22 protein-coding genes are annotated in these 21,125 nt (G+C 61.2%); 19 read left to right on the forward strand and 3 right to left on the reverse strand.

Features of this window, described 5'->3' with window-relative positions:
- The 11 genes from LZ012_RS03300 to LZ012_RS03350 all read left to right on the forward strand — a co-directional run bounded on the left by LZ012_RS03300 (position 1) and on the right by LZ012_RS03350 (position 9,639).
- On the forward strand, positions 1-153 hold the full coding sequence (locus LZ012_RS03300) for a hypothetical protein (protein WP_157274975.1): 153 nt from the start codon (positions 1-3) through the stop codon (positions 151-153).
- Between the two features lie 73 nt (positions 154-226).
- On the forward strand, positions 227-1,420 hold the full coding sequence (locus LZ012_RS03305) for a class I SAM-dependent rRNA methyltransferase (protein ID WP_275707517.1): 1,194 nt from the start codon (positions 227-229) through the stop codon (positions 1,418-1,420).
- A 9-nt stretch (positions 1,421-1,429) separates the two neighbouring features.
- The gene (locus LZ012_RS03310; RefSeq protein WP_275707519.1) at positions 1,430-1,711 is read left to right on the forward strand and encodes a hypothetical protein; all 282 of its coding nucleotides are present in this window, start codon (positions 1,430-1,432) and stop codon (positions 1,709-1,711) included.
- 88 nt (positions 1,712-1,799) lie between these two features.
- Positions 1,800-3,191 (forward strand): TonB-dependent receptor, encoded by a 1,392-nt coding sequence (locus tag LZ012_RS03315; protein ID WP_275707521.1) that lies wholly within the window; start codon positions 1,800-1,802, stop codon positions 3,189-3,191.
- 8 nt (positions 3,192-3,199) lie between these two features.
- Positions 3,200-4,096 (forward strand): metal ABC transporter substrate-binding protein, encoded by an 897-nt coding sequence (locus tag LZ012_RS03320; protein WP_275707523.1) that lies wholly within the window; start codon positions 3,200-3,202, stop codon positions 4,094-4,096.
- Between the two features lies 1 nt (position 4,097).
- Positions 4,098-4,667, forward strand: a complete 570-nt coding sequence (locus LZ012_RS03325) for an ATP-binding cassette domain-containing protein (RefSeq protein ID WP_275707525.1) — start codon at positions 4,098-4,100, stop codon at positions 4,665-4,667.
- Positions 4,657-5,421 (forward strand): metal ABC transporter permease, encoded by a 765-nt coding sequence (locus LZ012_RS03330; RefSeq protein WP_275707527.1) that lies wholly within the window; start codon positions 4,657-4,659, stop codon positions 5,419-5,421. Before LZ012_RS03325 ends, LZ012_RS03330 begins: the two co-directional genes overlap by 11 nt.
- 45 nt (positions 5,422-5,466) lie before the next feature.
- The gene (locus LZ012_RS03335) at positions 5,467-6,771 is read left to right on the forward strand and encodes an STAS domain-containing protein (RefSeq protein ID WP_275707529.1); all 1,305 of its coding nucleotides are present in this window, start codon (positions 5,467-5,469) and stop codon (positions 6,769-6,771) included.
- A 13-nt stretch (positions 6,772-6,784) separates the two neighbouring features.
- The gene (gene hslV / locus LZ012_RS03340; RefSeq protein ID WP_275707531.1) at positions 6,785-7,321 is read left to right on the forward strand and encodes an ATP-dependent protease subunit HslV; all 537 of its coding nucleotides are present in this window, start codon (positions 6,785-6,787) and stop codon (positions 7,319-7,321) included.
- Positions 7,318-8,658 carry an ATP-dependent protease ATPase subunit HslU gene (hslU, locus tag LZ012_RS03345; RefSeq protein WP_275707533.1) on the forward strand — a complete coding sequence of 447 codons (1,341 nt, stop codon included), beginning with the start codon at positions 7,318-7,320 and terminating at the stop codon, positions 8,656-8,658. Before hslV ends, hslU begins: the two co-directional genes overlap by 4 nt.
- A gap of 93 nt (positions 8,659-8,751) precedes the next feature.
- Positions 8,752-9,639: an AEC family transporter gene (locus tag LZ012_RS03350; protein ID WP_275707535.1), complete on the forward strand. Its 888-nt coding sequence runs from the start codon at positions 8,752-8,754 to the stop codon at positions 9,637-9,639.
- A 5-nt stretch (positions 9,640-9,644) separates the two neighbouring features.
- On the opposite strand, the gene LZ012_RS03355 is transcribed toward LZ012_RS03350, so the two are convergent.
- Positions 9,645-10,010, reverse strand: coding sequence for an RNA-binding S4 domain-containing protein (locus LZ012_RS03355; protein WP_275709619.1), 366 nt, complete (start codon positions 10,008-10,010; stop codon positions 9,645-9,647).
- Positions 10,011-10,015: 5 nt separating this feature from the next.
- Positions 10,016-11,278, reverse strand: a complete 1,263-nt coding sequence (gene lysA, locus LZ012_RS03360; RefSeq protein ID WP_275707538.1) for a diaminopimelate decarboxylase — start codon at positions 11,276-11,278, stop codon at positions 10,016-10,018.
- Positions 11,279-11,477: 199 nt separating this feature from the next.
- On the opposite strand from lysA, the gene cyaY reads away from it, so the two are divergent.
- Entirely contained in the window at positions 11,478-11,795 is a 318-nt protein-coding gene (gene cyaY / locus LZ012_RS03365; protein ID WP_275707540.1) for an iron donor protein CyaY, read from the forward strand.
- On the opposite strand, the gene LZ012_RS03370 is transcribed toward cyaY, so the two are convergent.
- A complete protein-coding gene (locus LZ012_RS03370) occupies positions 11,796-14,027 on the reverse strand; it encodes a penicillin-binding protein 1A (RefSeq protein WP_275707542.1) in 2,232 nt (743 codons plus the stop codon).
- Between the two features lie 239 nt (positions 14,028-14,266).
- Between LZ012_RS03370 and LZ012_RS03375 the strand changes: the two genes are divergently transcribed.
- From LZ012_RS03375 to aroB, 7 genes are all read left to right on the forward strand, one after another.
- A complete protein-coding gene (locus LZ012_RS03375) occupies positions 14,267-15,352 on the forward strand; it encodes a pilus assembly protein PilM (protein ID WP_275707544.1) in 1,086 nt (361 codons plus the stop codon).
- Entirely contained in the window at positions 15,349-15,918 is a 570-nt protein-coding gene (locus tag LZ012_RS03380; protein ID WP_275707546.1) for a PilN domain-containing protein, read from the forward strand. The genes LZ012_RS03375 and LZ012_RS03380 overlap by 4 nt, the downstream gene beginning before the upstream one ends.
- Complete coding sequence (locus tag LZ012_RS03385) at positions 15,915-16,580, forward strand: type IV pilus inner membrane component PilO (protein WP_275707548.1); 666 nt, start codon at positions 15,915-15,917, stop codon at positions 16,578-16,580. Before LZ012_RS03380 ends, LZ012_RS03385 begins: the two co-directional genes overlap by 4 nt.
- Positions 16,577-17,122, forward strand: a complete 546-nt coding sequence (locus tag LZ012_RS03390; protein ID WP_275707550.1) for a pilus assembly protein PilP — start codon at positions 16,577-16,579, stop codon at positions 17,120-17,122. The genes LZ012_RS03385 and LZ012_RS03390 overlap by 4 nt, the downstream gene beginning before the upstream one ends.
- Positions 17,119-19,248 carry a type IV pilus secretin PilQ gene (locus tag LZ012_RS03395; RefSeq protein ID WP_275707552.1) on the forward strand — a complete coding sequence of 710 codons (2,130 nt, stop codon included), beginning with the start codon at positions 17,119-17,121 and terminating at the stop codon, positions 19,246-19,248. Before LZ012_RS03390 ends, LZ012_RS03395 begins: the two co-directional genes overlap by 4 nt.
- 115 nt (positions 19,249-19,363) lie before the next feature.
- On the forward strand, positions 19,364-19,855 hold the full coding sequence (locus LZ012_RS03400) for a shikimate kinase (protein WP_275709621.1): 492 nt from the start codon (positions 19,364-19,366) through the stop codon (positions 19,853-19,855).
- Positions 19,855-20,952: a 3-dehydroquinate synthase gene (gene aroB / locus LZ012_RS03405; RefSeq protein WP_275709623.1), complete on the forward strand. Its 1,098-nt coding sequence runs from the start codon at positions 19,855-19,857 to the stop codon at positions 20,950-20,952. The genes LZ012_RS03400 and aroB overlap by 1 nt, the downstream gene beginning before the upstream one ends.
- Positions 20,953-21,125 lie beyond the last annotated feature (173 nt).

The raw sequence follows: 21,125 nt of genomic DNA on the forward strand, positions 1-21,125 counted from the left end.
ATGGCCATCAACCGTAACCGCCGTTCTTCCCTGGAACGCCGCTGTGTTTCCAAGTCCACCAAGCGCCTGTTCAAGGGCGATGGCAAGACCATGTTCAAGACCATGTACGCTGCCGAATGTCATCAGCGTAACCGCAAGGCCCTGGGCGCCTAAGCGTTAAAAGGTTTTATCGGGCCCCGGTTGCTGCAAGGTAACCGGGGCTTCTTGCTTTTGAGGTCGGGAAAACATGGCGCAATTGATTCTTCTGCCGGGTAAGGAACGTTCGGCGTTCAAACAGCATCATCCCTGGTTGTTTGCCGGATCGGTCGGGCGGCTTGAAGGCCGCGCCCGCGCGGGTGACACCGTCGAGGTGCTGGCTGACAATCTGCGGCCGTTGGGGCGCGCTGCCTACAGCCCCAGCTCGCAGATCCGGGCGCGTTTCTGGACTTTCGATCCGGAAGAGTCGGTCGATGATGCCTTCTTCAAGCGTCGTATCGCGGCTGCTGTGGCACGCCGTCAGGCCTTGCCCGAGCTGAAGGGCCAGCAGGGCCTGCGCCTGATCCATGCCGAGTCCGATGGCCTGCCGGGCATCGTCGCCGACCAGTACGGCGACACGGTCGTCGTGCAGCTGACTTCGGCCGGTGCCGACAAGTGGCGCAAGGCCATTGTTGCCGGGCTGGTCAAGGCGACCGGCTGCGCCCGCATCTATGAGCGCTCCGATTCCGATGTGCGCGGCCTGGAAGGGTTGGAGCCGACGACCGGCTGGCTGCATGGCGAGGCGCCGGCTGGCGGTCTGAGCATCGATGAAAACGGCGTCCAGCTGGCAGTCGATGTCGTCGGCGGCCACAAGACCGGTTTCTATCTCGACCAGCGCGACAACCGCGCCTGGCTGCGCAGCGTGGCGGCCGGCAAGGACATCCTGAACTGCTTCTGCTACACCGGCGGCTTTTCGCTGCAGGCGCTGGCCGGCGGCGCTGCGCACGTGCTGTCCATCGACTCGTCGGGGCCGGCATTGGCCCAGGCCCGCGCCAACCTGGCGCTCAATCCGCAGTTGCCGGCGGAGCGTGCTGAATGGCTGGAGGCCGACGTCTTTCAGGCCCTGCGCGATTTCCGCAAGGCCGGGCGGACTTTCGACCTGATCGTCCTCGACCCGCCCAAGTTCGCTCCGTCGGCCGCCCACGCCGACCGCGCGGCGCGTGCCTACAAGGACATTAACCTGCTCGGCTTCCGCCTGCTCAAGCCGGGCGGCCTGCTGATGACCTACTCGTGCTCGGGCGGTATCGGGCTGGAACTGTTCCAGAAGATCGTTGCCGGCGCTGCGCTGGATGCCGGGCGCGATGCCCGTATCGTCCGCCGGCTGTCGGGTACGGCCGATCACCCGGTGGCGTTGAACTTCCCGGAAGGCGAATACCTCAAAGGCTTGCTCGTTCAGGTCGATTAAACTGCATCCGTGAATCCGCTGCGCCATTTCCTTCTCGTTGCCGCTCTCGTCTTCGCCCAGTTGCTGGCGGGGGCGCATGCCGTCGAGCATGCGGCGGGCAACGACGAGGCGCTGCCGACGCACGCCTGCCTGCTCTGCCTGACCGCGCACGATCTGGGCATGGCGCTGCCTTCCGTGGCGGCCCTGCCGCCGGTGGTTGCCAGCCAACTGCTGCCGGAAGTGCTTTCCTCGTATGCCCGGGAAAGCTTTCCGGCCCCCGTCGCCAGCCAGCGCGGCCCACCCAACTCCTGAAAAAAGGCCGGTTTCCCGGTCCTGTTTCCATTTCCAAGGACTGCTGCTCTGTGCGCAGTCTGCCGTCATGTATTTTCAGGAGTATTCCATGCAGAAAAATATTGCCATGGTCGCCCTGCTGGCTGTCGCCGGCGCGGCCCAGGCTGCTGAGAACGCCGATCTGGCCGCCATTCGCGTCCAGATCGACGAGATGAAGAAATCCTACGAACAGCGCATCGCTGCGCTGGAGCAGAAACTGGCCCAGGCCGAGTCGCGCGGGAGCAGCCCGTCCGCCCCGGTGGTGGTCGAGGCTATCCAGCCGGCTGCCGCGAGCGCCAGCAGCTTCAACCCCGAGGTGTCGCTGATCCTGCAGGGGCAGTACAAGAACATGAAGGATGTGGCGGAGCGCGGCATCACCGGCTTTTATCCGGCCGGCGGCCACGATCATGGCGACGGGTCCATTCCCGGCATCAGCAAGCGCGGCTTCTCGGTGGACCATACCGAACTGGTCCTGGCGGCTAACGTCGACCCGTACTGGCGCGGCCAGGCCATCGTCGCCATGGTCGACGGCTCGGCCGAGGTCGAGGAGGCGTGGTTCCAGTCGCTCGGCCTGGGCGGCGGCATCGGCCTGAAGGGCGGGCGTTTTCGCTCCGGTATCGGCTACCTGAACGAGCAGCATCCGCACATGTGGGACTTCGCCGACGCCCCGCTGATGTATCGGGCGATGTTCGGCGACGAAGGCAGCTACGTGCAGGATGGCGTGCAGTTCAAATGGCTGGCGCCGACCGATACCTTCATCGAATTCGGTGCCGAAGCTGGACGTGGCGCCGCCTTCCCCGGCACGGACCGCAACCGGAACGGCAGTGGGGCGGCGTCTGCTTTCGCCCATGTCGGCGGCGATGTCGGCATGTCCAACAACTGGCGGGCCGGTGTGTCTTACCTGAAAACCAAGGCCAAGGAGCGCGAAGGGCATTTCGACGATATCGGCGGCGTCGAGGCGCTGGGCAAATTCACCGGCGACTCGGCGACGTGGCTGGCGGACTTCGTCTGGAAATGGGCGCCGAACGGCAATCCGCAATACCGGAATTTCAAGTTCCAGGCCGAGTATTTCAATCGCCGCGAGCAAGGCCACCTGCTGTGCGACGACGCCGATGCTTCCAGCCCGGGGGCATGCTCCGGCGGTGTGAACAGCGGCTATCGCACCCGCCAGTCCGGCTGGTACGCCCAGGGCGTCTATCAATTCATCCCAAACTGGCGAGCTGGCCTGCGTTACGAGCAGCTCGACAGCGGGCAGCGCGATTTCGGCATCAATGCTGCCAACCTGGCGCTGGCCGACTATCGGCCGAAGAAGGCGAGCGCGATGGTCGACTACAGCTGGAGCGAGTTCTCGCGCGTCCGTCTGCAGTTGGCGCAGGACAAGTCGATGCTCGGCATCACCGATAACCAGCTCACGTTGCAATACGTGATGAGCTTGGGCGCCCACGGCGCCCACAAGTTCTAGGGGGCGACATGAAACGTTTCGTGATCGGTATTTTTCTCGTGCTGAATGGAGTGGCCGCCCAAGCCGATCTGAAGGTCTTCGCCACGGTGCCCGAATGGGGGGCGCTGGCCAAGGAGATCGGCGGCGACAAGGTCAAGCTCTACACCGCGACCACCGCCTTCCAGGACCCGCACCGCATCGAGGCCAAGCCGTCCTTGCTGGCGCAGGCGCGGCAGGCCAATCTCGTCGTGGCCGCTGGCGCTGACCTGGAAATCGGTTGGCTGCCGCTGGTCCTGCGCGACTCGGGCAATCCGGCCATCCAGCCCGGGCGGCCCGGCTATTTCGAGGCGGCGGCCTTGGTCAATCGGCTGGACGTGCCGGCCGTGGTCGATCGTGCCCATGGCGACGTGCATGCCGCCGGCAACCCGCATACCCACCTTGATCCGCGTAATGTGCTGAAGGTCGGTGAAAAGCTGGCAGCGCGGATGGCCGAACTTGATGCCGCCAACGCCGCGGCCTACCAGGCCGGCTACACGGCTTTCGCCGGCAAGTGGCAGGCTGCCATGGCGCGTTGGGAAAAGGAGGCGGCGCCGCTGAAAGGCATGGCGGTCCTTGTCCACCACCAGTCCTTCGTCTACCTGTCCAACTGGCTGGGCCTGAAGGAGGTCGGCGCACTCGAGCCGAAACCGGCTATCGAGCCGACCAGCGGCCAACTGACCGGCCTGCTGGCGCGCCAGCAGACCACGCCGGCCCGGATGGTGCTGCGCGCCGCCTACCAGCAGGATGGGCCTAGCCTGTGGATCGCCGGCAAGGCCGGCATCCCGGCCGTCCTGCTGCCCTACACGGTGGGCGGCACGCCGGAAGCGAAGGATTTGTTCGGGCTGTTCGACGACACGGTCCAGCGCCTGCTCAAGGCGGGGCGCTGAGATGCTGCGCGCAGCGGCCTTGGTCGCCGGCTGGATGCAGCCGGCAACGCCGGCTATCGATTTTGCGCTGGCCGCCGGCGAAATCGTCGGCCTGACCGGCCCGAACGGCGTCGGCAAAAGCACCTTGCTGGCCGCTTTCGCCGGGCGGGCCGCGGTGTTTTCCGGCTCTCTCGAACTGCAGCCGGGCCTCCGGCTCGCGCTGCAGACCCAGGACGTGCCGCCGGTGGACGGCCTGCCGCTGTCCGGCCGCGATCTGCTGGCCATGACAGGCGCCAGCCCGGCCGGCCTGCCGCCCTGGCTGGCCGACCGCGTCGATTGGCGACTGGACCGCCTGTCCGGTGGCCAGCGCCACTATCTGGCGCTGTGGGCGGTGCTGCACGCGCCGGCCGACCTGGTCCTGCTCGACGAGCCGACCAACAACCTCGATGCCGCCGGGGTGCGCCACCTGACGGCGCATCTGCACGAACGGGCACGGGAAGGTTGCGGCATCGTTGTGGTCAGCCACGATTCGGCTTTTGTCGCTGCCGCTTGCGACCGGGTGGTGGCGATGGAGGCGCACGATGTCGACTGAACTGTTCCTGATTCCCTTCCTGACCGGCCTCGGACTGGCCATCCTGCTGCCCTTGCTCGGCTGCTACCTGCGCCTGCGCGACGAATGGCTGGCCGCGCTGGCCTATTCGCACGTGGCTGCCGCCGGGGCGCTGGTCGCCCTGGTCGGCGGCCTGCCGCCGGCGGCAGGCGGCATTGCGGCGGCAGCCCTGGCAGGTGCCGGCAAACGCCTGTTCGCGGCCCGACTGACCGGCGGCGCGGCCTACGCCTTGCTGCTCCTCGGCGGCTGGTCGGTGGCGGTGTTGCTGGCGGCCAACCAGCCACAGGCCGAGCGTCTCGGGCACGCCCTGTTCGACGGGCAGCTCTATTTCGCCGGCCGCGAAGAGTTGTGGCTGGTGGCGCTCAGCGTACCTCTGGCGCTCGGCCTGCTGCGCCTGTTGTCGCGCCATCTCCTGCTCGCCCATACCTATCCGGATTTCTTCCGCATCCGCGGCTTGCGCGCCTGGCCGACGCAGATCGGTTTCGACCTGCTGGCCGCGCTGGCCCTGGCCCTGGCGACGATGAGCCTTGGTGTGATGGGGGCTTTCGCGCTGGTCTTCATCCCGCCCTGGCTGGCTTTCCGCCGGGCGAAGAACTGGCGGGGCGGCTTGCTGTCTTCCTTACTTATTGGCCTTGCCGCCTATCTCGCGGCATTTGCCGTGGCGCTTTGGCTCGACCAGCCCTTCGGGCCCATCCTGGCCATGATGCTGGTGGCGCTTGGGCTGGTCGTTGCGTGAACGCGGGCGACATGCTAAAACTCAATTCCTGCATGCGGAGTGGTCATGGTTTTTTCGTTTTTCAAGAAGCAGCCTAACAAGATGCCCGAGCGGCCTGCTGCGCGGCCACGTCCGGTAGCTCCGCCGCCGGAAGCCAAGCCGGTCGAGGCCGAGCCCGAAGAATCGGCGAAGCCGCTGCCAGAGGCCTTGCCCGATCTCGAATTCACGCCGGGCAAACCGGTGCAGCCGGCGCCGGTTGCCACGCAGCCGAAGCGTCCGGCCGAACCCACGCCCGCGGCCAAGCCGGTGGCGCCGGTTGCCGACGACGATTTCAGCATCGACGATTTCGATACCCACTTCACCAATTCCAGCGTGATGGGCATCGACGTCGAGCAGGACGTCGACCCCTTGCAGTCCTGCGTCGAGCAGGTCGTCGTGCTCTATGCCAACGGGCAGGACGGTGCCGCCCGCTCACTGCTCGAAACCTTTGTCCGCTCCTATCACGGCGTCGAAGGCAAGCGCTTCTGGATGCTCCTGTTCGACCTGTTGCAGATCAGCGGCGATCGGGCAGGGTTCGAGAAGCTGGGCGTCGAGTATGCCGAAGCCTGCGAAACATCGCCCCCGACCTGGTGCCAGGAGGTCCCGGCTGTCCCCGCAGTGGCTGGCGGGCCGGGCGGCAGCAAGATATTCCTGCAGGGCGTGCTGACCAGCGAAAGCGACCTGCCGGTTGTCGAATTGGCCCGCCTGGTCGGCCAGAAGGCCGAGATCAGTGTCGATTGCGCCAAACTGATCGGTTGCGACGACGACGTGGCGGCCCAACTGGCCGATCTGCTCGTCCGCGCCCGCAAGCAGCGTCTGGCGCTGACCCTGGTCGGCGCCGAAGCTTTCATGGACCGGCTGAATGATCGTCTGGTCGCCGGCGAGGCCGCACACGAGCCGGCCTGGCGCCTGTTGCTGGAGTTGCTGCAACGCCACGCGACCCAGGAGCGTTTCGAGGAACGGGCGGTCGATTACGCCATCACCTTCGAGCTTTCCCCGCCCTCCTGGGAAGTGATGCAAGCGTCGGGCAGCAAGGCGGCGGCCGTCGCCAACGGGGCGCGCGACGATGCGCATTACCTGGTCGGCGAACTGAAAGCCTGCCGTTTCGAGGATCTGCCGCAGATCATCGAAAGCCAGGCGCAGCCCGTCCTCGATTTTTCGCGGGTGACCCGTCTGGACTTCATTTCGGCCGGTCAGCTGGTCAATCGTCTGACACCGATCAAGGCGGCCGGCCGGGATGTCGTCATCCGCAGTCCGAACCATCTCGTTGCCGAGCTGATGGCCGTCGTCGGCCTCAACAAGCAGGCGCGCATCATCGTTCCCAAGTCTTAAGTCAGGAAGAATCATGGAGCAATATCACGGCACGACCATCCTGTCGGTGCGCCGGGGCAACGTCGTCGCCATGGGCGGCGACGGCCAGGTCACCTTGGGCAACATCGTCATCAAGGCGACGGCCAAGAAGGTCCGTCGCCTGTACCAGGGCCGCATCCTGGCCGGTTTCGCCGGCGGCACGGCCGACGCCTTCACGCTGTTCGAGCGCTTCGAGGCCAAGCTGGAAAAGCACCAGGGCAACCTGGTCCGCTCGGCCGTCGAACTGGCCAAGGACTGGCGTTCTGACCGCGCGTTACGCCGCCTGGAAGCCATGCTGTCGGTCGCCGACCGCGAGTCCTCGCTGGTCATCACCGGCAACGGCGACGTGCTGGAGCCGGAGCAGGGCATCGTCGCCATCGGTTCGGGCGGTGCCTATGCGCAGAGTGCGGCACGCGCCTTGCTGGAGAATACCGACCTGCCGCCGCTCGACATCGTGATCAAGTCGCTCGAGATCGCCGGCGACCTGTGCATCTACACCAACCGCAACTTCACGCTGGAGACGCTGGAATGACGACCATGACGCCGAAGGAGATCGTCTCCGAACTCGACAAGCACATCGTCGGCCAGAATGCCGCCAAGAAGGCCGTCGCCATCGCCCTGCGCAACCGCTGGCGGCGTTCGCAGGTCGCCGATCCGCTGCGCCAGGAGATCACGCCCAAGAACATCCTGATGATCGGCCCGACCGGTGTCGGCAAGACCGAAATCGCCCGCCGCCTGGCCCGCCTGGCCAATGCGCCCTTCATCAAGGTCGAGGCGACGAAATTCACCGAGGTCGGCTACGTCGGGCGCGATGTCGAAACCATCATCCGCGACCTGGTCGAGATGGCCATCAAGTCGGGACGCGAACGGGCGATCAAGGGCATGCGCGCTCGCGCTGAGGACGCCGCCGAGGAACGCATCCTCGACGTGCTGCTGCCGCCGGCGCGCAGCCCCGGTTTCTTCGCCGAGAATGCCGATGCGTCGGCCACGGATAACACGACCCGCCAGAAATTCCGCAAAAAGCTGCGTGAGGGCGAACTGGACGACAAGGAAATCGACATCGAGGTCGCCGCGCCCAACATGCAGGCCGAGATTTTCGCGCCGCCGGGCATGGAGGAACTGACCCAGCAGATCCAGGGCATGTTCCAGAACATGGGCGGCGGCAAGAAAAAGTCGCGCAAGCTGAAAATCAAGGAAGCCCTCAAGCTGCTCACCGACGAGGAGGCCGCCAAACTGGTCAATGACGAGGACGTCAAGCTGGAGGCGGTCAAGGCCGTCGAGCAGAACGGCATCGTCTTCCTCGACGAAATCGACAAGGTGACCGGCCGCTCCGATACGCAAGGCGCCGATGTGTCGCGCCAGGGCGTGCAGCGCGACCTGCTGCCGCTGGTCGAAGGCACGACGGTGTCGACCAAGTACGGCATGATCCGCACCGACCACATCCTGTTCATCGCCTCCGGCGCCTTCCACCTGTCCAAGCCGTCGGACCTGATTCCCGAACTGCAGGGCCGCTTCCCCATCCGCGTCGAACTGGATTCGCTGTCGGTAGCCGATTTCGAGCGCATCCTGACCCAGACCGACGCCTGCCTGACCAAGCAGTACCAGGCCTTGCTGGAAACCGAAGGGGTGGCCATCGAATTCGCCGACGACGGTATCCGCCGCATGGCCGAAATCGCCTTTCAGGTGAACGAGAAGACCGAGAACATCGGCGCCCGCCGCCTGCATACGGTGATGGAAAAGTTGCTCGAGGAAGTTTCCTTCGAAGCCGGCAAGGTCGGGCTCGACAAGGTCGCCGTCGATGCGGCCTACGTCAATGAAAAGCTGGGCGAAGTCGCCGCCGACGAGGATCTGTCGCGCTACGTGCTGTAGCCGGAGACGGCCGGGCCGCGGGTTATTCCCTATGGTTCCGGCCGTTTGCCCCGAGCACAGTTCGGATTTGCTTTCCCTTCCTGAAAGAACCCGTTGGACGACCAAAGCCTGAGCTTTCGCCTGGTGGCGATCCTTTTTCCGATTTTCGCGATCGTTGCTGCCGGTTATTTCTACGGTCGCAAGCACAAGCCGGAAATGGCCGTCGCCAACCGCATCAACATGGACGTTTTCGTCCCGGCCGTGGTGTTCGCCGCCATGGCCGGCAAGTCCTTCGACGTGCAGGCCTATGCTCCGCTCGCGCTGGGCGCCTTGCTGGTGTTGCTGACCTGCGGCCTGCTCGCCTGGCCGATCGCCCGCCTGCTCGGGATGGAGGCCAAAACGCTGGTGCCGCCGATGATGTTCAACAACTCCGGCAATATCGGCTTGCCGCTTGCCGTGCTGGCTTGGGGCGAGCAGGCCCTGCCGGCGGCGGTGATCATGTTCATGGTCGAGAACACCCTGCATTTCACCTTCGGCGCCCGCCTGCTCGATCCGCATGCCCGCTTGCTGACCCTGTGGCGCGTCCCGGTGGTTTTTGCCGCGATCACGGGCCTGGCGGTCGCCCTGCTCAAAATCCAGATATGGTCGCCGGCCATCACGGCGATCAAGATGCTGGGCGATGTTTCCGTTCCACTGCTGCTCTTTTCGCTCGGCGTGCGGATGACCGATGTGTCGTTCAGCGAATGGAAAGTGGCGGTCGGCAGCGCCTTGTTGCGGCCGCTGGCCGGCATGGCCATCGCCTACGGCGTCATCGCCCTGCTCGGCATCGAGGGGCGCAACGCCGCCATGCTGTTAGTCTTTGGCGCCTTCCCGCCGGCCGTGCTTAACTTTCTGTTCGCCGAGCGCTACAAGCAGGAGCCGCAACGCGTCGCCTCCATCGTGCTGATCGGCAATCTGGCCGCGCTGATTTTCCTACCGCTGGCCCTGGCGCTGGTGCTGTAACCGGCCTAGCGGCCGAAACGATCCATCTGGCGACGGTCGCGCTTGGTCGGCCGGCCGTGGATGTCGGCGGCCGGCTCGACCTCGAATTTGCGCCGCAACTGTTCGGCTTCGCGGGCTGTGATGCTATCCGGGGTTTCTTCGTAGAGCAGGCGGGCTTCGCTGGCCGGGCCGCGTTTTTCGGAAAGGGCGCGGACGACGACCTGCCAGCGGGTCTCGCCATTGAAGACATCCAGCTTGTCGCCGATCTTGACGTCACGCGACGGCTTGGTCGGCACCCCGTTCAGCTTCACCTTGCCGCCGCCTACCGCATCGGTGGCCAAGCTGCGCGTCTTGAAGAAGCGCGCGGCCCACAGCCACTTGTCGATGCGGATGCCGTTCAAGCCGGCAGGACCTGCTCGCCGGCGTAGAGTTGGGCGACCGTTTCGCGCTGGCGAATGACGTGAACCTGATCGCCATCAACCATGATTTCGACGGCGCGCGGCCGAGTGTTGTAGTTCGACGCCATGGCCATGCCGTAGGCACCGGCCGACATCACCGCCAGCAGGTCGCCCGGCTGCACGCAGAGCGGGCGGGCCTGGCCAAGGAAGTCACCGGTTTCGCATACCGGACCGACCACGTCGTAGTCGCGTGCGGTGCCGGCGCTTGGCACCACTGGATTGATGTCATGCCAGGCTTCGTACAGCGCCGGGCGCATCAGGTCGTTCATGGCGGCATCGATGACGGCGAAATTCTTGCCTTCGCCTTCCTTCAGGTATTCGATGCGGGTCAGCAGCAGGCCGGCATTGCCGACCAGGCGGCGGCCCGGTTCGAGCACGACCTGCAGGCCCCGGTCCTGCAGCTTGTCGAGCAGCGGGGTCAGGTAGGAGGCGACGGTCGGTTGTACCTGGTCGGCCTTGTACTTGATGCCGAGGCCGCCGCCGAGGTCCAGATGGTGAATGCGGATGCCGTCGCTGGCCAGTTGGTCGATCAGGGCCAGGATGCGGTCGAGCGCCTCGACGAAGGGCGACGGATCGAGCAGTTGCGAGCCGATGTGGCAGTCGATGCCGGCGATCTGGATGTGGGGCAGGGCGGCGGCGCGCCGGTAGAGCGGCAGGGCATCGTCGTAGGCGACGCCGAACTTGGCTTCCTTCAGGCCGGTCGAGATGTACGGGTGGGTCTTCGGGTCGACGTTCGGATTGACGCGCAGGCTGATCGGCGCCGCCTTGCCGCACTGGCCGGCGACTTCGTTGAGGCGCTCCAGTTCCGGTATGGATTCGATGTTGAAGCAGAAGATGCCGGCGTCGAGGGCCAGTTTCATTTCGGCCGCGGTCTTGCCGACGCCCGAGAAGACCACCTTCTGCGGATCGGCGCCGGCGGCCAGCACGCGCTGCAGTTCGCCGCCCGACACGATGTCGAAGCCGGCGCCCAGGCGGGCGAACAGGTTGAGGATGGCCAGGTTGGAATTGGCCTTGACCGCGTAGCAGACGAGGGCGCCGCTACCGGCCGGGTGGCCGCCGAGGACATCCTTGAATTCGCGCAGCGACTCGGTCAGCGCGGCACGGGAATAGACATAGGCCGGCGTGCCGAACTGTTCGGCAAGGGTCGGCAGGGCAACGGATTCGGCGTGTAGGACGCCGTTTTTCAGGGCAAAGTGGGTCATTGGGCCTTGGGGTGAGTGGTCGTGCTAACATCCTTGGCAGGCGCTTTGTCGCTGCCGAGCAGCGGCTCCGACGGCGGGCCGGACGGCCTTTCGAGCTGGCCTCGCATGCCGCAGGCGGCAAGGCCAAGAATGATCAGTAGGGCAGCGATTCTGGACATGTTCGGGGCGCTGTCAGCGAAGAGCGGGATGTTAGCACACCATGGATGACAAGGATTTCAACCGCCTGGCCGAGACGACCCTCGCCAGGATAGAAGCGGGGCTCGAGGCGAGCGGCGCCGACCTGGATTTCGAATTGGGGGCGGGCGGCGTGCTGGAAATCGAATTTGCCGACGACAGCAAGATCATCGTCAATCGACACGGCGTGAACCAGGAAATCTGGGTTGCCGCCCGGGCCGGCGGCTTCCATTTCCGGTGGGATGGCTCGGTTTGGCGTGACACGCGGGACAACGCCGAGTTGCTCGACAAGCTGTCGCAGCTCGCCAGCCAGCAGGCCGGCGAGTCGGTCGATCTGCGCTGATCAGTCGCTGGGCGGCGTGCTGAGGTCGGGCTTGGGCAACGGAGCCGCATCGCCGGCCTCTTCCTCCGGCGGACGTTCCTTGAAGTTCTCGGCGTAGATATACGTCCGTTCGCGTCCTTCGCCAACAGCGACCAGGCCTTCCGGCGCCTGCGGCAATTGCATCGGCACATCCTTCAGGGCGCGGTTCATGTAGCCGATCCAGATCGGTAGCGCCGCGACGCCGCCGGTTTCTTTGTCGCCCAGCTTCTTCGGTTGGTCGAAACCGATCCACGCGCAGCCGGCGACGGTCATCTGGTAACCGCAGAACCAGGCATCGACGTATTCGTTGGTGGTGCCCGTCTTGCCGGCCAGATCATGGCGTTTCAGGATGGCCGAGGCCTTGGCGGCGGTACCGTAGATGGTGACGTCGCGCAGCATGGTGTCCATCATGAAGGCGTTGCGCGGGTCGATGGCGCGGATGGCTTCGTTGCCGGCCTCGATTTCGGCCGAGCGGGCCACGACCTGGTCGCGCTCGTCGCGAATTTCGCGGACGACGAAGGGATTCACCTTGTAGCCGCCATTGGCGAACACCGAATAGCCGCTCACCATCTGCCACGGGGTGACCGACCCGGCGCCCAGGGCCATGGTCAGGTAGGGCGGGTGCTTGGCGGCATCGAAACCGAAGCGCGTCGCGTAATCCTGGGCGTAGTTGGTGCCGATGGCCTGCAGGATGCGGATCGACACCATGTTCTTGGATTTGGCGAGCGCCGTGCGCATCTTCATCGGGCCTTCGTACTTGCCGTCGTAGTTGTGCGGCTCCCACGCCTGGGCGCCGGTCTGACTAGCCGGAATGACGATCGGTTCATCGGCGATCACGCTGTTCGGGCTGTAGCCCTTCTCCAGCGAGGCGGAGTAGATGAAGGGCTTGAAGCTGGAACCCGGCTGACGCCAGGCCTGGGTGACGTGGTTGAACTTGTTACGATTGAAGTCGAAACCGCCGACCAGGGCGCGGATCGCACCGTCCTGCGGCGAGATGGCGACGAAGGCCGACTCGACTTCCGGCAGTTGGCTGATCTGCCAGCTGCCCTTGTCATCCTTTTGCAGGCGGATGACGGCGCCGCGTTTCAGGCGCTTGTTGGGGGGCGCCTTGTCGTCGAGCATCTTGGCGGCGAACTTGGTGGCGTCGCCAGTCAGGGTGACGATTTCGCCCCCCTTGCGGTAGGCGCGGATCTGCTTGGCATCGGCGGCGAGGACCAGGGCCGGGATCAGGTCGCCGGTGTCGGCGATGTCCTGCAGGGCCTCGTCGATGGATTCATCCTGGTCGGACTTGATGTCGCTCATGTCGAGATAGGATTCGGCGCCACGGTAGCCATGCCGCCGGTCATAGTCCATGACGCCCTTGCGCAGGCTGTTGTAGGCAGCCTCCTGTTCGGCCTTGATGATCGTGGTGTAAACCTTCATGCCGCGCGAATAGATTTCCTCGGGGAAGCGCTCGGCCGTGATCTGGCGGGCCATTTCGGCGACGTATTCAGCGTGGACCGCATAGCCGGCCAGCTCGCGCTTGACGACCAGCGGTTCCTTGAGGGCGGCGGCATGCTGGGTGGCGGAGATGTAGCCCAGTTCGTGCATGCGGCGCAGCACATATTGCTGGCGGATCTTGGCGCGGGTCGGGTTGACGATGGGGTTGTAGGCCGACGGGGCCTTGGGCAGGCCAGCCAGCATCGCGGCTTCGGCAATGGAGATGTCCTTGAGCGGTTTGCCGAAGTAGATTTGCGCCGCCGCGGCGAATCCGTAGGCGCGCTGACCGAGGAATATCTGGTTGATATACAGCTCGAAAATCTGGTCCTTGCTCAGGTTGCTTTCTATCTTGAACGACAGCAGGGCCTCGTACAGCTTGCGGGTGTAGGTCTTTTCGCCGGTCAGGAAGAAGTTGCGGGCAACCTGCTGGGTAATGGTCGACGCCCCCTGGCGTTTGCCTCCACCGATCAGGTTGGCGCCGGCGGCGCGCAGAATGCCCGTGTAGTCGATACCGCCATGCTGGTAGAAGCGATCGTCCTCGGCGGCCAGGATGGCATTCTTCATGATGGGTGGGACGTCCTGAATGGCCACGACGGCCCTGCGTTCCTCGCCATATTCACCGATCAGAAATCCATCCGCGGTATACACGCGCAGCGGTATCTTCGGGCGGTAGTCGGTCAGTACCTCAAGGGACGGCAGGTTCGGATAGGTCAGTACCAGTACGATCAACACCATCGCTATACCAATGGCGACCAGTCCAAGCAGGAATATGACAGGGTACAGGATTAGGCGTAGCGTGGACGGTATCGGAGGCACAGTATTCAGGGGTAAAAATGGCGTGGCGCCGATTATACGCTGGGCCATTTTCCGGCCGTGAAAATGCTTTACATGCCTATAGCTTGTTGCTAGCATCTGAAGTGAATTATTGGTTGTTTTTGTAACTTCGTAATCCGTAAGGACTTTTTGGGGGTCTGGTGGGCTTCGATATCTCGGCGTTGTTAAATCCTAAGGCGCACTCCCTATTCGGCCTGGACATCAGTTCGTCCGCCGTCAAGATGGTCGAGTTGACTGCTAACGGGAAAGACGGCTATCGCGTTGAGCGCTACACCATAGAGGTGTTGCCCAAAGATGCGGTGTCCGATGGCAATATCGCGAACCTGGATGGTGTCGTTGATTGTGTCAAGCGTGCCTGGAAGCGCATGGGTACGTCGACCCGCAATGTCGCCATGGCCTTGCCCGGGTCTGCGGTCATTACGAAAAAAATCATCGTGCCGGCCGGTTTGCGCGACGATGAGCTTGAGGCTCAGGTTGAAACCGAGGCGAACCAGTACATTCCGTTCGCCATCGACGAAGTCAATCTGGACTATCAGGTGATCGGGCCTGCCCCGGCAGTACCGGACGAACTCGAGGTGCTGATTGCCGCGTCGAAGAAGGAGCGCGTCGAAGACCGCGTTGCGGTAGCCGATGCGGCTGGCTTGAAGGCGACGGTCGTCGATGTCGAATCTTTCGCGACGCTGGCGGCTTTCGAACTGATCGAGCGCCAGTTGCCGGAAGCCGGCAAGAATCAGGTCGTGGCGCTGATCGACGCCGGCGCCAATGTGATGAATCTGACCGTGCTGCGCAACGGTCAACAGGTTTATGCCCGCGAACAGGCTTTCGGTGGCGGCCAGCTGACCCAGGATATCTCCCGCCATTACGGTATGAGCATCGAAGATGCAGAAGCCGCCAAGCGTGCGGGAAATCTGCCCGAGGGCTACGAAATCGAGTTGCTGAATCCGTTCATGGAGAACCTAGCGCTGGAAGTGTCCCGGGCGCTTCAGTTCTTCTTCACTTCGACCCAGTACAACCAAGTCGACCATATCGTTCTCGCCGGTGGTTGCGCCGTGATCCCCGGAATCGACGAGGTGGTGGCGACGCGAACGCAGGTCAATACCCTGATCGCCAATCCGTTTGCCAATATGGTGCTGTCTGACCGCGTACGGGCGAAAAGCCTGCTGGCCGATGCTTCCTCGCTGATGGTGGCGTGCGGTCTGGCGTTGCGGAGGTTCGATCCATCATGATTCGCATCAACCTCCTCCCCCATCGTGAAGAGGCCAAGAAGGCGCGGCGTGAGCAGTTTTTCGTGCTGACCGGCTTGGTATTTGTGCTTGCGGCACTAATCGTTTTTGCCGGCTACACGCTGATTGGCAATGCGATCAGCAATCAGGACGGTTCGAACGAGTTCCTTAAAAAGGAAATTGCCGTTCTGGACAAACAGCTTGATCAGATCAAGCGTCTTAAAGAGCAGACCCAGGCACTTCTGGCGCGAAAGCAGGTCATCGAGAATCTGCAGCGTGACCGTGGCGAGACGGTCTATCTGTTGAGCGAACTGGTCAAACAGGTTCCCGAGGGTATCTATCTGAAATCCGTCAAACAGGATGGTCTGAAGGTCAATATCGTTGGCCATGCCCAGTCGAACGCACGGATTTCGGCCTTGATGCGGAATCTAGATGCTTCGCCGTGGATGGAGCAACCGCAACTGCTGGAAAGCAAGGCGGTTGTCGCCAATGGGCGCCGGGTCTATGAGTTCGGTATGAACTTTGTGCTTACCCGAATCAAGCCTGAAGACGAAAAGGGGAAAAAGTGAAAGCACCGTCCATCTCCTTACCGAAGATAGACCTCCGGTCTATTGCGGATGATTTCCGCTTCATGAACCCGAATGATCCAGGTTCATGGCCCTTGATCCCCAAGATTGTCATCTTGGTCGGGTTGTTCGCCGTCATCGTGGCGGCTGGCTGGTGGTTTGTCTGGAACGATCAATTTGCCGAGTTGGAAACAAAGGGACAGGAAGAGCAGACCTTAAAGCAGCAATACCTCGACAAGAAGCGCCAAGCAGTCAATCTGGATCTCTACGTTCAACAATTGGCGGAAATTGATCGTTCGTTTGGAGCACTGTTAAAGCAGTTGCCCGATAAGTCCGAAATCGAGGCACTTCTGATCGAGATTAACCAAGCCGGTTTGGGTCGGGGGCTGCAGTTCGAATTGTTCAAGCCCGGCCAGGAGCAAATCAAGGACTTCTATGCCGAGTTGCCGATTACCGTGAAAATCAATGGCGGTTATCACGATTTCGGCGCATTTGCAGCCGATATTGCCAAGCTACCTCGCATCGTCACGCTGAATAATATTTCCATTGCCCCAATACGAGACGGAGGACAATTGTCCCTCGATGCGACAACCAAAACCTTCCGTTATCTGGATGAAGAGGAGGTTGCTAAGCAGAAGAAGGCAGCGCAAGGAGCGAAGAAGTGAAACGACTATTGCTCATTGCCCTCTGCGGCGCTTTGGGAGCTTGCGCCGGCGGAGAGCACGAAGACATGAAACAGTGGATGGCCGAGAATACCAAGGATATGCGGGGTAACGTGCCAAAACTGCCGGATGTCAAGCCGTATGAGCCGGTTCCCTATGACATGGATGGGATGCTGGATCCCTTCAAGCCGAGCAAAATAGAACCGGAATCTCGATATAAACAGCTTGCCGGCAAGGGCGGGGCGTTCCAGCCTGATTTTGAGGCCCGGGAGATCCGAAACAGCATGCTCGAGAAATATCCGATAGAGTCACTCAAGATGATCGGCTACATGAATGTCAACAAACGGCCGATGGCTGTCATCCAGGTTGAAGACAAGGTCAAGCAGGTCAAGGTTGGCGACTACATGGGTCTTGATTTCGGTATGGTGACCCAGATTTCAGATACCGAAGTGCAATTGCGGGAATTGATACAGGATTCTGCTGGTGACTGGAGTGAACGCAAGAGTTCGCTCTATCTGCAGAGCAAGGAGGGAAGCAAGAAATGAAATTCATCAAACAAGCAGTGGCCGCTTTTGTGGTGTGTCTTGCTTTATTCCCGCCTGCTCGTGCGGAGGTGCAGCCGTCAAACACGATCGAGGCTGTCAATGTGGCGCAGCAGGGCAACGAGATTGCGCTGCGCATAGACATGAAGGAACCTCTTTCGGCTCCTCCGCCAGGGTTTAGTGTGGCAAATCCAGCCAAAATTGCCTTGGATTTTCAGTTGACCGGCAATGGCTTAGGAAAAAATAGCCAAGTCTTTAACCAAGGCGACTTGCGGAGCATGAATGTGGTCCAGGTTGGTGACCGCACGCGTGTGGTGTTGAACCTCGCTAAAAGCCTCAACTACAAGACACGGCTTGAGGGTAAATCCCTCTACGTGACACTGACGCCAGTTGAGCGAGTCGCAGATTCGGGTGCCGCCCGTTCTACTCGTTTTGCGGAGGAGAGCTTGATAGGAGCAAAGCATTCGGTCAGCGATGTAATGTTTCGCCGTGGCAAGGATGGTGAGGGTCGCGTCATTGTTGATTTAAGTGACTCCGGAACGGGTATTGATATCCGCCAGCAAGGACCGAATTTGGTTGTCGACTTCATGAAAACCTCGGTCCCGGACCGACTTCGCCGGAAGCTGGACGTTACCGATTTTGCTACTCCCGTAACAACGGTGGAAACCAAAGCAAACGGTGACAATGTGCGCATGGTAATTTCGCCCAAGGGCCTGTGGGAGCACAACGCCTATCAGAGCGACAACCAGTTTATCGTTGAGGTTAAGCGAATTATCGAGGATCCCAATAAACTCGTGCAGGGGGCGAAGATCGGATACCAGGGGCCGCGAGTCAGTATTAATTACCAAAACGGCGATGTACGTGCCTTGTTGCGCTTGATGGCTGAGGAACTCGGTTTGAATGCCGTGATTAGCGAAACTGTTTCGGGAACTACGACGCTTGTCTTGAAAGATGTCCCTGCTGATCAGGTCATTGATATCATTTTCCAGCAAAAGGGTCTCGATATGCGAAAGAAGGGCAACATCATCATGATTGCCCCACGAGACGAGATTGCGACACGTGAAAAATTGGAATTTGAATCAAAGCAGCAGATTAGCGAACTTGAGCCGCTTAAACTTGAGCAATTTCAGTTGAATTATCAGAAAGCTGCAGATGTGGCCCGACTCTTGGCTGGTGTGGTGGCGGGAGGTGCACCTGGAGCGACACAACGTATTTTGAGCAAGCGCGGTAGTGCTGTTGCAGACCCGCAATCCAATATCATTTTTATAAACGATATTGCTTCCAAGCTTGATGAGATTCGTTCTTTTATCAGCGCGATTGATATTGGAGCACGCCAAGTACTAATTGAAGCTCGGGTGGTGGAGGCGAGTGATAGCTTTAACCGGAGTATTGGTGCAAAACTGAATTTCTTGAACCAGAAGCAAAGTATGCTTGGTGGTAGTGGTTGGAACGTTACCGGCGGTAGGATCACACCAGGAACAACAACTCCTACGGTAACAAATCCGACACAAACAACCCCTCAGACTATTGGGGTCAATCTGCCTTCATACACTTCTACAGGGGGTACATTGGCGTTGTCGTTGTTCAATTCGAGCCTTACCAAGTTTCTGAACCTCGAAATTGCCGCTCTTGAGTCAGACGGCATCGGTAAGATCATTTCTAGTCCGCGGGTTATTACAGCCAACAACGTTAAGGCAAAAATCGAGGATGGTACTGAGGTGCCGTATGTGACAACTCAGACCTCTGGGACTGCAATTACCCAGACTGTGAGCTTCAAACCCGCCAAACTTTCTCTGGAAGCGACGCCGCAGATTACTCCGGAGGGGACGGTGCGCATGGCCTTGGTTGTGAAGAAAGAGGAGCCGGATTGGACAAGGGCTGTTCTGGGTAATCCGCCAATTAAGAGTTCTATCGTCGAAACTAACGTGGTTGTCGAAAATGGTGGAACGGTGGTGATTGGTGGTGTGTTTATTACAAACACGCAGGACACCGTAGAAAAAGTGCCGCTTCTGGGAGATATCCCGTTCCTTGGCTGGCTGTTCAAGTATAAGAACGATACTGGCAGTCGGCGTGAGTTGCTGGTATTTATCACTCCACGGGTTATATCTGATAAGACGCGTTTCGATTGATGCCAATGTGATTTGTCCAAAAAGGCCGGCAGATGCCGGCCTTTTTTGTGTCCCTTCAAGACTCGGCTAAAATTCCGGCGTGGAACAACATCGAAATATCTACTTGGTTGGCCTGATGGGGGCTGGCAAGACGACTGTCGGGCGTATGCTGGCCAAGCGTTTAGGCCGGCCATTCTTGGATTCCGACCATGAAATCGTCGAACGAACTGGGGTTCCGATTCCTACCATCTTTGAAATAGAGGGTGAGGACGGCTTCCGTCGGCGCGAGGCGCAGACCATCCATGACCTAACTGGAGGGGGGGGCCTAGTACTGGCAACAGGGGGGGGCGTCGTCATCAATCCGGAAAATCGACGCCGCTTGAACGAGACGGGATGGGTTGTCTATCTGAACGTCCCGCCGCGGCTGTTGTACGAGAGGACGCGCCACGATCGGAATCGCCCGTTGCTGCATGTGGAAGATCCGTTGGCTAAACTCGAGGAACTTCACGCGATACGGGATCCTCTGTACCGAGAGGCGGCCCATATCGTGGTCGATGGCTCGCACCTGGTGGCGGCCGGTATCGTTCAGCATCTATTGAGAGAATTCAACCGTTTATGCAAAGCTTGATCGAAACGCTCAATGTCGCTCTCGACGAGCGCTCCTATCCGATTCACATCGGTTCCGGCCTGCTGTCCCGGCCTGAATTGCTTCTGCCGCACATCAAGCAGAAGAAAGTGGTGGTGGTTTCCAATGAGACGGTAGCGCCGCTGTATCTGGAGCGCCTGTGCGCTACGCTGGCCAGCGGTGGCATTGAAGTCTTGCCGGTTATCTTGCCGGATGGCGAGAAATTCAAGACCTGGGAAACGCTCAATCTGATTTTTGACGGCCTGCTGGCCGAGCGCTGCGAGCGCAGCACGATACTAATCGCCTTGGGTGGTGGTGTCATTGGCGACATGGGCGGATTTGCCGCGGCCTGTTATCAGCGCGGCATGCCTTTTATCCAGGTGCCGACCACCTTGCTCTCCCAGGTTGATTCATCGGTAGGGGGCAAGACGGCGATCAATCATCCCATGGGCAAAAACATGATCGGGGCGTTTTATCAGCCCAAGCTGGTGCTGGCCGATATTTTGACCCTCGATACGCTGCCGGATCGCGAGCTTAAGGCCGGTCTGGCCGAAGTGATCAAGTACGGTCTGATACGCGATCCGGAATTTTTCGATTGGCTGGAGGTCAATCTGGACAAGCTGCTGGCGCGCGATCAGTCGGCCTTGGTCTATGCGGTGCAACGTTCCTGTGCCAACAAGGCGGAAGTGGTTGCCGCCGACGAGCGCGAAAGCGGCGAGCGGGCTTTGCTGAATCTGGGACATACCTTCGGCCATGCTATCGAAACCGGCATGGGTTATGGCGAATGGCTGCATGGCGAAGCGGTGGCCGCCGGCACGCTAATTGCTGCCGAATTGTCCTGTGCTTTAGGTTGGATCGAGGCGCCAACGGTGGCGCGGATAGAGCGGATATTCGTGCGAGCCGGTTTGCCGGTCATAAGCCCGGCCCTTGGCGTTGATCGTTATCTCGAATTGATGAGCCATGACAAGAAGGTACAGGACGGCAAGCTGCGTTTGGTGCTGCTGCAAGGAATCGGCAAGGCTGTGGTTTCCGACGCCGCATCCAAGGAACAGATCGCTGCGGCGGTCGAAATCCGATGCACCGCGGCGGGGAGAAACTGAGCACGAACGTCCGGGTTTGGTGCATTGCAGCATCTTGATTCGATAGGGGTTTTCCAGTATATTTAATGGTTGCCTCAAATTTTCGTACAGGCCGAAGCGTCAAACATGACGTTCGGCTTTTTTCATCATTGGCCCTGATGCAGGAGGGCCAAGTACTTTGAAGGAATGCGTGT

It is taken from the genome of Dechloromonas hankyongensis, assembly GCF_022012295.1.
In the GTDB taxonomy this organism is placed as follows: Bacteria; Pseudomonadota; Gammaproteobacteria; order Burkholderiales; family Rhodocyclaceae; genus Azonexus; species Azonexus hankyongensis.